The 13833-nt window shown below is 68.3% G+C and carries 2 protein-coding genes; both read left to right on the top strand.

Annotation, left to right across the window (positions count from 1 at the left end; genetic code table 11):
- Window positions 1–12386, top strand: a 12386-nt coding sequence (locus tag BLU85_RS28700) for a non-ribosomal peptide synthetase (protein ID WP_139212819.1), incomplete at its 5' end; no start/stop codon positions are given.
- Complete coding sequence (locus tag BLU85_RS28695; protein ID WP_092205165.1) at window positions 12376–13752, top strand: MFS transporter; 1377 nt, start codon at window positions 12376–12378, stop codon at window positions 13750–13752. The genes BLU85_RS28700 and BLU85_RS28695, both read left to right, overlap by 11 nt.
- Window positions 13753–13833 lie beyond the last annotated feature (81 nt).

Here is a 13833-nt window from a genome sequence, read left to right as displayed (position 1 = left end):
TGCTCAACGGTGGCTGCCTGGTGGTCTGTCCCAGGGAAACACTGCTGGACGCGGCCCGCTTCAACGAGCACCTGCTGCGCCACGAAGTCAGCGTGCTCTGGCTCACCGCCGGGCTGTTCCATCAGTACGCCGAGGCCCTGGCGCCGGCCTTCGGCGCGCTGCGCTACCTGATGGTCGGCGGCGACGTGCTCGATCCGCGGCGCATCGAAAAGGTCCTGCGCCATTCGCCGCCCCAGCACCTGCTCAACGGCTACGGGCCGACGGAAAACACCACCTTCACCACCACCCACGCCATCACCCTCGAGGATGCATTGGCCGGTGACATTCCCATCGGCCGGCCCGTGGGCAACACCCAGGTCTATGTGTTGGATGGACAGCGCCGCCCAGTGCCGATCGGGGTGGCCGGCGAGCTCTGCGTCGGTGGTGATGGGCTCGCCCTGGGGTACCTGAACCAACCGCGACTGAGCGAAGAACGCTTCGTCGCCAACCCCTTCAGCCAGGCGCCCGGGGCACGCTTGTACCGCACCGGCGACCTGGTGCGCTGGCGCGCCGACGGCGTGCTGCTGTTCCTGGGGCGCAATGATTTCCAGGTGAAGATCCGTGGCTTTCGCATCGAGTTGGGGGAAATCGAAACCCAGCTCAAGGCCTTGCCGGGAATCAGCGAGGCGGTGGTGCTGGCCGATGCCCAGCAACGCCTGCTGGCCTACTTCAGCGCCACCGAGACGCACGAGCCCAACGCCCTGCGCGCCCGCCTGGCGGCCGTGCTGCCGGACTACATGCTGCCGGCGGCTTTCGTCCAGGTGGAAGGTTTCGCGCTGACCGCCAACGGCAAGCTCGACCGCCACGCCCTGCCCGAACCCGACGAACAGCATTTCGCCCTGCACCGCTACGAAGCGCCCCAAGGACCAGTGGAAACCCGCCTCGCCGAGCTGTGGGCCGAGGTCCTCGGGGTACCGCGGGTCGGTCGGCAAGACAACTTCTTCGCTCTCGGCGGGCATTCGTTGCTGGCGGTGCAACTGGTGGAACAGCTGCGGGTACAGGGCTGGCCGCTGGACGTACGCACGCTGTTCGGCGCCCCCAGTGTCGCCGCGCTCGCCGACTGCCTGGCACAGCGTCCGGCGGTCCCGGGGCTTGAGCTTGCATCACCGCAGGCCGCGATACCCCCTGGCTGCAGTCGTATCGTCCCTGAGCTGCTGCCCCTGGTGGAACTGACCCAGGCGCAGATCGACGCCATCGTGGCCCAGGTCGAGGGTGGCGCCGCCAACGTGCAGGACATCTACCCCCTGGCGCCTCTGCAAGAAGGCTTGTTCTTCCACTACCTGCTGCAGGAAGAAGGCGACACCTACCTGTTGCACACCACCCTGGCCTTCGACGACGAAGCCGGCCTGGACGGTTTTTGCCAGGCGCTGCAACAGGTCATCGCCCGCCACGACATCCTGCGTACCGCCCTGGCCTGGGAAGGCCTGGAACAACCGGTGCAGGTCGTCTGGCGTGACGCGCCGCTGCCCATCGAGGTGCTGCCTATCACCGAGGTCGACGCCCTCGCCCAGTTGCAGGCGCACACCCATCCACGGCAGCGCCGCCTGGATATCCGCCAGGCGCCGCTGCTGCGGGTCGTCAAGGCCTTCGACGCCGCCGGGCAACGCTGGCTGCTGCAAGTGCTGCACCATCACCTGGTGCTGGACCACACCACCTTGGAGCGGATGGTCGAGGAAATCGTGCTGATCCAGCAGGGTCGCGCCGCGCAACTGCGCGAGCCGGTGCCGTTCCGGGCCTTCGTCGCCCACGCCCGACACGGCCAGGACAGCGCCCGCCAACAACGGTTTTTCGAAGCCATGCTGGCGGACGTCAGCGAACCCACCGCGCCGTTCGGCCTGCTGGACGTGCAGAATACCGGTGCACTGGACGAAGCCCGCGGCGTCCTCGACCCGACGCTGGCGCTGGCCCTGCGGCAAACGGCACGCCGCCACCAGGTGAGCGTCGCCAGCCTGTTCCACCTGGCCATGGCGTTGGTATTGGGCAAGGCCACGGGCCGCGCCGACGTGGTGTTCGGCACCGTGTTGCTGGGTCGTCTGCAGGGGATCGAGGGGGCGGACCAGGCCTTGGGGGTGTTCATCAACACCCTGCCGCTGCGCATCGGCTTCGCGCAGACCTCGGTAATCGACAGCCTGCAGCAAACCCATCAGGCGCTGCTGGGCCTGCTCGAGCACGAGCACGCGCCGCTGGCGCTGGCCCAGCGCTGCAGTGGCGTGCCGGCGGGGACGCCGCTGTTTTGCGCGTTGCTGAACTTTCGCTACAGCCTGGAGGACACGCCTCACCAGAGCGTCACCGGCATGCAGGTGCTGAGCACCGCCGAGCGCACGAACTACCCTTTCACCTTCTCGGTGGACGACCTCGGCCAGGGCTTTGGCATCACCGCACAGATTGCCGGTTCGGTGGGTGCGCAGCGGGCGCGGGGGTTTCTGGAACAAGCCCTCGCCAGCCTGGTGCAAGCCCTGGACAGTAGCCCGCAACGTCTGGCCCGGACCCTGGATGTGCTGCCGCCAGCGGAACTCGCGCAACTGGACCGGTTCAACGCCACGGCGCGTCCCCAGCCCCAGCGTGCCCTGCTCCACGAGCGCTTCGAGGCCCAGGCCCGGCAGACCCCGCAGGCCCTTGCAGTGCACTGCAAGGGCCGCCGGCTCAGCTACGCCGAGCTCGACCGCCAGGCCAATCAACTGGCGCGGCGCCTGCAAGCGCTGGGCGTCGGACCAGAGGCGCGGGTCGGCATCCATCTGCGCCGCACTCCGGAACTGATCGTCGCCCTGCTCGCCGTGCTCAAGGCCGGCGGTGCCTACGTGCCGCTGGACCCGGCCTATCCGGCGCAGCGCCTGGTCTACATACTCGACGACAGCGCCCCACTGGCGGTGCTGACCCTGGCTGACGCGCCGCTGGAACTGACGCTGGCCGACGATTGCCACCGCGTGAACATCGATGAAGTGCTGCGCGGCAGCGAAACCGCGACCAGCGACGGGCCGCTGGCCCTAGGGCTGGAAGGCCAACATCTGGCCTACATGATCTACACCTCCGGCTCCACCGGACAACCCAAGGGGGTGATGATCGAACACCGCAACGCGCGCAATTTCCTCGACTGGGCGCTGGGCAGTTTCACGCCGCAAGTGCTCAGCCAGAGCCTGTTCAGCACCTCGATCAACTTCGATCTGTCGGTATTCGAATGCTTCGCGCCGCTGTCCTGCGGCGGCACCCTGGAGCTGGTGGACGATGCCCTCGCCCTGCTCGACCAGCGTCCGGAGCTGAGCCTGCTCAATACGGTGCCCTCGGCCCTCGATGCGCTGTTGCGCGCAGAAGCCCTGGCGGGCTCGTTGGAGAACGTCAACCTGGCTGGCGAGGCGCTGCCCCGGACCCTGGTGCAGCGTCTGTTCGAGCAGAGCCGCGTGCGTCAGGTCAACAACCTCTATGGCCCGACCGAGACCACGGTCTACTCGACCTGGGCGGCGATGGACCGCGAAGTCGGCTTCGTCCCACACATCGGCCGCCCCATCGACAACACCCAAGTGCACGTCCTCGATGACGCCATGCAGCGGTTGCCCGTGGGCGTGCCGGGCGAGCTGTACATTGGCGGTGCTGGCGTTGGACGCGGCTACCATCGGCGGCCCGACCTGACCCGTGAACGCTTCCTCGCCGACCCCTTCAGCGACCAGCCCGGGGCGCGACTGTACCGCACCGGCGACCTGGGCTTCTGGGATGCCCAGGGCCAGCTCCACTACCTGGGGCGCAATGACTTCCAGGTCAAGATCCGCGGCTTCCGCATCGAACTGGGGGAGATCGAAAGCGCCCTGTTGGCGCTGTCGCAAGTGGCCACGGCGGCAGTCCTGGCGGTCCCGCGCAATGGCCGCGAGCCGGCGCTGGTGGCTTACGCCGTGGCCAGTCCTGGCCACGGGCCGTTGGCGCCGGCGGCCCTGCGCGACGCCCTGGCGAACCGACTGCCGGGCTATATGGTACCGGCGGTCATCCTGCCGCTGGACGCGCTGCCGCTGACACCCAACGGCAAACTCGACCGCGGCGCCCTGCCACTGCCCGGTGAAGAGGCCTGGAGCAGCCAGGCCTACGAAGCTCCGCGGGGTGAGCAGGAAACCCTCATGGCCGCCATCTGGCGCGACCTGCTGGGGGTCGCCCGGGTCGGCCGGCACGACAATTTCTTCGAATTGGGCGGCCATTCACTGCTGGCGGTGCAATGGGTCTCGCGGGTGCGCCAGCGCCTGGGCCTGGAATTGCCCCTGGCGACCCTGTACGCGAACCCGACCGTTGCAGCCCTGGCCCCGCTGATGGCGGGCGCGGCGCGCTCTGCCCTGACGGCGATCCCGGTATTGCCGGACACTGCCGAACGGCCGCTGTCGTTCGCCCAACAGCGGCTGTGGTTCATCAGCCGCCTGGACGCCCAGGCGAGCGCCGCCTACCACATCAGCGGCGCCCTGGCCCTGAATGGCGAACTCGACGAAGCCGCCCTGGACCAAGCCCTGACCCGTATCGTCGAGCGCCATGCGGTGCTGCGCACCCGGTTCGTTGAACAGGACGGCGAAGTCCGGCAGGTCATCGAGCCAGGGCCGCGCTGGGGATCCTCGCGCCTGACCCTGGAAGCCAACGACGACGCCGGCCCGCGGGCGGCCCTGGCCACCGAAGCGGCGCAACCGTTCAACCTGAGCGAAGGGCCCTTGCTGCGGGCCCTACTGGTTCGACAGCAGGGCCAGCGCCATGTGCTGCACCTGACCTTGCACCACATCATCGCCGACGGCTGGTCCATCGGCGTGCTGGTGGACGAACTGTCGGCCCTCTATAAGGCCTTTCGCCGGGGCACCCCGGACCCGCTGCCGGCCCTGGCGATCCAGTACGCCGACTATGCCGCCTGGCAACGCCAGTGGCTGGCCGGCGAGCGCGGTGCCGAACAGCTGGCCTACTGGCTCGCGCACCTGCGCGACGCACCGGCACGCATCGACCTGCCCAGCGACCGGCCGCGGCCGCCGCGCCAGGACTTCAGTGGCGCGCGCCTGGCGGTCGCCCTCGATGAATCCACCAGCGCCGCGCTCAAGGAACTGGGCCGGCGCCACGGCTCCTCGCTGTACATGACCCTGTTGGCCGCCTGGGCCGTGGTGGTCGGGCGCCTGGCCGGGCAGGAGCAGGTAGTGATCGGGACACCCGTGGCCAACCGCACCCGTGCTGAAGTCGAACCCCTGATCGGCTTTTTCGTCAACACCCAGGCGCTGTGCGTCGACCTGCGCGGGGAACCGGACGTTGGCCAATTGCTGGCCCAGGTCCGCGAGCACGCCTTGGGGGCCCAGGCGCACCAGGACGTGCCGTTCGAGCATGTGGTGGAAGCGCTCAATCCGCCGCGCACCTTGGCCCACAGTCCAGTGTTCCAACTCATGTTCGCCTGGCAGAACGCGCCGCGCGGATCCCTGGACCTCGATGGCCTGAGCCTGACCAGTGTCGCCGGCGAGCAGATCACCGCGCCGTTCGACCTGTCCCTGGAGCTGTACGAGGCCGATGGACGCATCCTCGGAGGACTGAACTACGCCACCGCGTTGTTCGATCCCGCCAGTGTGCAACGGCATTGGGGCTACCTGGCCAATGTGCTGCGCCAACTCTGCCTGGACGACCGCCAGCCAGTGGCGCGCCTGTCGCTGGTGGACGACCGGGAGCGCGAGCGCCTGTGGCACCAGCTCAATCCGGTCCCGACGCCGTTCCCCGAAGCCGGCTGGGTCCACCGGCCGTTCGAACGGCAAGCCCGGCAGCAGCCCGAGGCCCTTGCCGTGGAGTTGCATGGACGTGGTTTGAGCTATGGCGAACTCGATCGCCAGGCCAACCACCTCGCCGCGCAGTTGTTGGAGCTGGGCGCAGGCCCGGGCCAACGGATCGCCATCCACCTGCCCCGCAGCCTGGAAATGATTTTGGCCCTGTTGGCCACGCTCAAGACCGGCGCGGCCTACGTGCCCCTGGACCCCAGCCAGCCCATCGCCCGCCGGCAGGCTATCGTCGACGATTGCCAACCCTGCCTGCTGCTCTGGGATGCCCAGCGGGTCGAAGCCCTGAGGCTCGACGAGCGCTGCCCGGCGCTGTCGGTTCGCCTGGCGGCCACCGTGGGTCCGGCGTCCGTTCTGCCGAAACTGGCGCCGCCGCGGCCGGATGACCTGGCCTACGTCATGTACACCTCCGGCTCCACCGGAACGCCCAAGGGCGTCGCCATGGGCCACCTGGCCTTGGGCAACCTGTTGGCCTGGCAGGCCGCCCAGGCGCTGCCCGGTCCGGCGCGGACCCTGCAATTCGCCGCTCTGGGCTTCGACGTGGCGTTCCAGGAGATTTTCTCCACCTTGGGCACCGGGGGCACCCTGGTGCTGCTGGACGAGAACCAGCGCCTGGACCTCGCCGGCCTGCCCCAATGGCTGGCGCAGGCGCGGATCGAGCGGCTGTTCCTGCCCTACATCGCCCTGGCGACCCTGGCCGACGGTTGGGCCGAGGCGCCGCTGGCGTTGCCGATGCTGCGGGACGTGATCGTCGCTGGCGAAGCGCTGCGCATCAACGGCGCCCTGCGCGCGCTGTTCGAAGCTCATCCTCAGGCCCGTCTGCACAACCACTATGGCCCCACCGAAACCCACGTGGTTTGCACCCACACCCTGTCCGGCGATCCTGCGCTCTGGCCGGACTTGCCAGTGATCGGCCGGCCGATCGCCAATACCCAGGTGTGCCTGTTGGACGGCACCGGTCAATGGGTACCCCAGGGCGCGGCCGGTGAACTGCATGTCGCCGGCGTGGCCCTGGCCCAGGGTTACCTGAACCGGGCGCAGCTGACCGCCGAGCGTTTCATCGAGCACCCTTTCGACACCACCCCCGGCGCGCGACTGTACAAGACCGGCGACCTCGCACGCTGGACCGCCGAGGGCACCCTGCAGTACCTGGGGCGCAACGATTCCCAGGTCAAGATCCGCGGTTACCGGGTCGAACTGGCCGAAGTGGAAAGTCGCCTCGATCAGTTGCCCGGCCTGCGCGAATCGGTGGTGATCGTTCTGCCGGGCGACAGCGGTCAGGCGCGTTTGGTGGCCTATTACAGCGCCAGCGAGACTCTCTCGCCGCTGACCCTGCGCAGCCAACTGAGCGAGCGCCTGCCCGAGTACATGCTGCCCAGTGCCTTCGTGCAACTGCCGGCACTGCCGATCACTGCCAATGGCAAGGTCGACCGTCAGCGCTTGCCGGCGCCTCCCGCCGATGCGTTCGCCCAGGGTCAATACAGCGCGCCCCTGGGCGAACTGGAAACCACCCTGGCAGCGATCTGGTGCGAATTGCTCGGGGTCGAGACAGTGGGTCGTGACGATGATTTTTTCGCCCTGGGTGGGCACTCGTTGCTGGCGTTGCGCTTGCTGGCCAAGGTGCGCCATCGACTGGGCCTGGAAATGCCGCTCTCGGCGGTCTTCGCCCAGCCACGCCTGCACGCGCTCGCCGCCGCCCTGGGTAACGCCGGGCGCAGCCGCCTGGGGCCGCTGCTGGCCAGTGACCGCAGTCAGCCGCTGCCGCTGTCGTTCGCTCAACAGAACCTCTGGCTGATCCAGCAGCTCAATCCGGATTCCACCGCAGCCTTCAACATGCCCGCAGGCCTGCGTTTGCGCGGGCACCTGGATATCGACGCGCTGCGCAGGTCGCTGGAGCGCATCGTCGCGCGGCATGAAAGCCTGCGTACCCGCTTCGTCAGTGTGGCGGGACAGGCGCGCCAAGTGATCGATTTGCCCCGGGCGCTGGCCCTTACGACCTTGGACCTGAGCGCCTCCGGCGCGACAGACTGGCAATCGATCTGCGCCGAGGAAGCCGCTCGGCCGTTCGACCTCACCCGCCAATGGCCGATCCGCGCCAGCCTGCTGCGTCTGGACCACGACGACCACGTCGTCCTCGTCACGCTGCACCACCTGGTCTCGGACGGCTGGTCCATGGGCATCCTCACCGACGAGTTCTCCCGCCTGTATCAAGCGTTCAGCCAGGGGCGGGTCGATCCACTGCCGGCCCTGGACCGCCAATACGGTGATTACAGCCTCTGGCAGCGCCAATGGTTGCAAGGCGACGAACTGCAACGCCAGCGTGCCTACTGGACCCGCCACCTGCAGAACGCACCGACCTGCGTGGCCCTGCCCACCGACCGGCCGCGACCGGCGCGGCTGGACTACGCCGGCGCCAGCCTGCCGGTGCGCATCGACGCTGAGCTGACCCACGGCCTCAAGGCCCTCGGCCAGCGCCACGGCACCACGCTGTACATGACCGTGCTGACGGCTTGGGCGGTGGTGGTCAGCCGGTTCTCGGGCCAGGACCGGGTGGTTATCGGCTCGCCGGTGGCCAACCGCAACCGGGTCGAGCTGGAGCCACTGATCGGTTTCTTCGTGAACTTCCAGGCGCTGTGCATCGAAGTGGACGACGCCCCGACGGTGGAAACCCTGCTGGCCCGGGTCAAGGACCTGGCGCTGGCCGCCCAGGAACACCAGGACCTGCCGTTCGAACAGGTCATCGAGGCGCTCAATCCGCCACGTTCCCAAGCCTACAACGCGGTGTTCCAACTGATGCTGGCCTGGCAGAACGCACCGGCGGGCGAACTGGACCTGGGCAACGGCTTGCATCTGGAAAGCGTCGGTGCGCCGGTGACCACGGCCAAGTTCGATCTGGCGCTGGATGTACACGAGGTGGACGGCGTGATCGAAGGCGGCTTCAACTACGCCACCGCGTTGTTTGACGCCGATACCGTGGCTCGTCACTGGCAGGCGCTGCTCTCGGTGCTACGGGCGATGGTCGCGGACGACCGTCAATCGGTCGCCGACATCGACCTGCTCAGCCAAACCGAACGCGAGCAACTGCTCCATGGCTTCAACCCCGCCGTGGCGCTCCCCACGACCAATGGGGAGCGTCTGCACCAGCGTTTCGAGGCCCAGGCGGCTCGCCGCCCGGATGCCGTTGCGGTGGAGTACGGTGAACAACGGCTCAGTTATCGAGCGCTCAACGAGCGCGCCAATCGCCTGGCCCATCGCTTGCGTGGGCTGGGGGTCGGCGCGGACAGCCGCGTGGCAATCCATGTCGAACGCAGCCTCGACATGCCCATGGCCATTCTCGCGACCCTCAAGGCCGGCGGCGCTTATGTGCCGCTGGATCCGGTCTACCCGGCCCAGCGCCTGAACTTCATGCTGGACGACAGCCAGCCGCGGGTGCTGTTGACCCTGGCTGATCTGCCGGTTGAACTGCACGTACCGGCCGGTTGCGAAGTCCTTTCCCTGGACCCGGATCGCGGCGGCTGGCGCGACCTGCCCTGCACCGATCCGGCAGCCGATCCGCACGCCAGCGACCGCGACCTGGCCTACATCATCTATACCTCCGGCTCGACCGGCATGCCTAAGGGCGTGATGATCGAGCACCGCTCGTTGTTGCGGCTGTTCAGTGCCACCGATGCCTGGTTCGGCTTCGATGAGCGAGACGTCTGGACGCTGTTCCACTCCTACGCCTTCGACTTCTCGGTCTGGGAGCTCTGGGGCGCGCTGCTGCATGGCGGCCGGCTGGTGGTGGTGCCTTACCTGACCTCGCGCAGCCCCGAAGACTTCTACCAGCTGCTGGTGGAGGCCGGCGTCACCGTACTCAACCAGACGCCCAGCGCCTTCTACGCCTGGATGAAGCAGACCCGCGCCGAACCCCATCGCCTGCGCTGCATCATCTTCGGCGGCGAGGCCCTCGATGGCGCTGCGCTACGGCCTTGGTTCGAGCGCCCGGACAACCAGGGCACGCAGTTGGTGAACATGTACGGCATCACCGAGACTACGGTGCATGTCACCTACCAACCCATCGATGCCGCCCACTGCAACGCCGGGCTGGCCCCCATCGGCCGGCCAATCCCCGACCTGCGGGTCTATCTGCTCGATGAGCGGGGCGAACTGGTGCCCCGCGGCGTAGTGGGCGAACTCCACGTCGCCGGGCCAGGGCTGGCCCGCGGCTATCTCAACCGTCCAGCGCTGGACGCCGAGCGATTCCTGCCGGCGCGTTTTGCCGGTGGCGAGGGCGAACGCCTCTACAGGACCGGCGACTTGGCGCGTTGGAGCAGCGATGGCACCCTGTACTACCTGGGACGCAACGACCAGCAGGTCAAGGTGCGCGGCTTCCGCATCGAGTTGGGGGAGATCGAAGCGCGCCTCACGGCGCTGGACAACGTGCGTTCGGCACGGGTCCTGGCACGCCAGGACGAACCCGGTGATCCGCGGCTGGTCGCCTATCTGCTCGCCGAACCGGGCCGCCAGTTGGAGCCGGCGTCACTGCGGTTGGCGCTGGCCGAACAGTTGCCAGCACACATGGTACCCGGCGCCTATGTGCAACTGGAACGATGGCCGTTGACCGCCAATGGCAAGGTCGACCGCGGCGCCTTGCCCGCGCCTGACCGGCACGCCCTGCAGCAACGTCCCTACGCCGCGCCCCAAGGCGCCACGGAAAACCTGCTGGCACAACTCTGGGCACGGTTGCTGGGAGTCGAGCAGGTGGGTCGCGAGGACAATTTCTTTGCCCTCGGCGGGCATTCGCTGCTGCTGGTGCAAATGCTCGACGCCCTGCGCGAACAAGGCCTGGGCGTGTCCGTGGGCGACTTGTTCAACGCCGCGGACCTGGCGGCACTGGCTCGTGAAGTGCTGCCCCTGGATGCCCAGGACATCGACCAGCAGGCGCTACTGTGTATCCGCGCCGGCACGGACCAACGGGCCCCGCTGTTCTTCATCCACGAAGGCACCGGCGAGGCGCTGCCCTACGCTCGCCTGGCCCGCTACCTGGACCCGGCGCTGGGGATATACGCGGTGCAAGCCGCCGCCGAACTGGAGCAAGGCATCAGCAACGAGACGCTCGCCAGGCGCTACATCGCGCTGCTGCGCAAGGTCCAACCCCAGGGCCCATACCGGCTCGCCGGCTGGTCGGCGGGCGGCCTGCTGGCCTATGAAATGGCACGCCAACTGCGAGGCGAGGACTGTCCGGTGGCGTTCGTTGGCCTGATCGACAGCAGCCAGCCGGGCGCACTGCGCGCCGCGCCGGTGCCCCTGGACTTGGACGATGACGCACTGCGCCAGCAACTGCTCGCTTATCTGACGCAGCAGTGGCGCAATGGGGACGGCCAGGAACCGGGGGACGCCTGGCATGCAGGCCTCGACCTCGATGCGCTGATCACCACGGCCCAGGAACGCGGCTGGCTGCCCGGCGGCTTTGACCGCCAGGCACTGGACCGTCGCGCCCGCCTCAACCTGACCCTGCGCAACGCCATGGTCCGCTACAGGCCGGCGCCCCTGGGCCTGCCGGTGCACTTGTTCAGTGCCACTTCGCCTGTGCCGGGCTTGTCCAGCCCGAACGGGCTTGGCGCCGATTGGCAGGCTCTGCTGGGCAACGATCTGATGGAACAACGCATCGAGGGTGATCACTGGTCGATCATGCGTGACCCCGAGCCGCTGCGACACCTGGCCCAAGCGCTGGAGCAGGCCTTGAGCCAGGCCGAACGGGATGCCGACGAACCGCGCGACGGCCGTACCGGCTTTGTCTTGCAGACCGGCGCGGCGCAGGCGCCTTGCCTGTTCATGATCCCCGGGGCCGGGGCCAACGTCGCCAGCTTCGTCCCGCTGATCCAGCAGTTGGATGTGCGCTTGAACGTGGTCGGCCTGCAGGCCCGCGGCTCCGACGGGCGCAGCGAGCCCCACGGGACGGTGCAGGCGGCCGCTAGCGCCTATGTGAAGGAGATCCGCAGACAGCAGCCGAATGGCCCGTATTACCTGCTCGGCCATTCGTTCGGCGGCTGGCTGGCCTTCGAAGTGGCCCGTCAACTGCTAGCCGAGGGCGCGTTGGTGGCGCCCGTGGTGCTGCTCGACAGCCGCGCGCCCGGCCCGCGTCTGGCCAGCGACGCGCGCCACGCCCTGGCCCGTTACGTCGGCTTGCTGGAGATGGATGCCGGGCGCGACCTGGGCCTGGACATCGACCGCCTCGCCAGCCTCGAAGTCGACGAGCAATGCGCTCAACTGCTGGCGAGCATGCAAGCGGTCGGGCTGATGCCGGCGCAAGCCCGGGCCGAGGCGTTGCGCGGGCCGCTGCGGGTGTTCCAGGCCAACCTGGCGACGCAGTACCAACCAACACCACCCTACCCCGGGCCCGTGGTGTTGGTCGAGGCTGGCCAGCGCAGCGCCGAACCGGACGACCCGACGCGACGCTGGGAAGCGTTCGCCCCCGACTGCAGGCGACAAGTGCTCGAGGATTGCAATCATTTGTCGATTCTCAAGTCCCGCGCGGCGCCGGCCCTCGCCGGTTTGCTGCGCCACCATTGGCCCGCGATCGAGGCGCTGCCGAACCATGACGATTGAACCTTCGCTACGCCCCTGGCTGTGGGCCTGGGGCGCCCAGGTCGCGTCCACCCTGGGCTCCGCCCTGGCGGCGTTCAGCCTGGGGATCTGGTTGCTGCAGCAACACGGAAGCGTCACCGACTACGCCTGGGTCATCGCCTTGTCAGCCTTGCCCGGCCTGGTGCTGGCGCCGCTGGCCGGCTGGCTGGTGGACCGCTGTGAAGCGCGTGCCTTGCTGTTGGGCGTGGAAGCCTGTAGCGGCGCGGCGGCGCTGGCGCTCTGGTGGCTGTTCGAATCCAACGCCCTAGACCGCTGGCAGGTGTACGCCTTCGCCGCGGTGAACTCCAGCACCCTGGTGGTGCGCATGCTGGTCTGTCAGGCAGCCATCCCGCGCATTCTGCGCAGCCCCCAGGCAATCGGCCGGGCCAATGGCCTGATGCAATTGATGGTGGGCTTGCCGCAGCTGATCGCTCCCACCCTGGCAGCGCTGCTGTTGGGCAGCGTCGGGGTGAAGGGGGTGCTGTTGCTGGACCTTGGCGCCGTACTGTCATGCGCCACCGTCCTTGTCTGGATCGGCCTGTTCGTCAGTGCTGTGCGCGGCACCGGCCAGGGCCGCGTCGACTTCGCGAGCGGATCGTCGGTGGTCCTGGCAGTACTGCGTGGGCGTCCGGCGCTGTGGGCGTTGCTGGCCTACCTCGGGCTGGAGCACTTGATGCTCGGCCTGGCCTCGGCGCTGTTGTCGCCACTGGTGCTGGAACGTCACTCGGTACTGGTGCTGGGCACACTGATGACCTGCGGCGGCCTGGGCATGCTCGGCGGCTCGCTGTGGGTGGTGGCCCGGCCGCCGGTGCGGCTGATCCGCACTGTATTGCTAGCCGACCTGCTGCTCGGCGCCGCCGTCCTGACTATCGGCGCCAGCGCTTCGCCGGTGGTGCTGTATGTGGCCGCCTTCGTCGCGTTCGGCTGTTTTTCCCTGAGCACCAGCAGCGACCAGAGTTTCTGGCAACGCAGCCTGCCCGCCGACGCCCTCGGCCGGGTCTTATCGGCCCGGCAGATGGTTTGCCTGCTGGCAATGCCCATTGGCGCCCTGGGCGCCGGCGCATTGGCCGACGGCTGGGCGATCACATTGATGAGCAAAACCGGAGAGTGGCAAGCCAGACTGGCGCCGCTGTTGGGAACGGGCAAGGTGGGTGGCCTGAGCCTGCTGTTTGCCGCGGCAGGCCTGTCATATGTGCTACTGGCCAGCCTGGGGCTGGCCTTCGGCCCCTTGCGGCGCCTGCAGCCGGGCGTGCCACTATACGGCGAGACGAGGCGCGGAGCCGGGTTGACGGCAGCAGGCAGCGATGATGTTCACGACGGGGCTCCACGTTTGGAACAACAAGGCTGACTCACCACAACGACGGTCGCTAACCGGCCACAAACAGTCGTTCAAGCATATACCGGGAATGTCTACCAGAGCGGGGTAGTC

It is taken from the genome of Pseudomonas sp. NFACC14, assembly GCF_900106885.1.
Lineage (GTDB): Bacteria > Pseudomonadota > Gammaproteobacteria > Pseudomonadales > Pseudomonadaceae > Aquipseudomonas > Aquipseudomonas fluorescens_AA.
Note: the sequence above shows the minus strand (reverse complement) of the source record. Positions and strands in the feature narration are given on the sequence as shown.

Excerpts from the sequence above, each read along its gene's own strand:
- BLU85_RS28695 (WP_092205165.1), top strand. The coding sequence starts at position 12,376 with ATGACGATTGAACCTTCGCTACGCCCCTGGCTGTGGGCCTGGGGCGCC.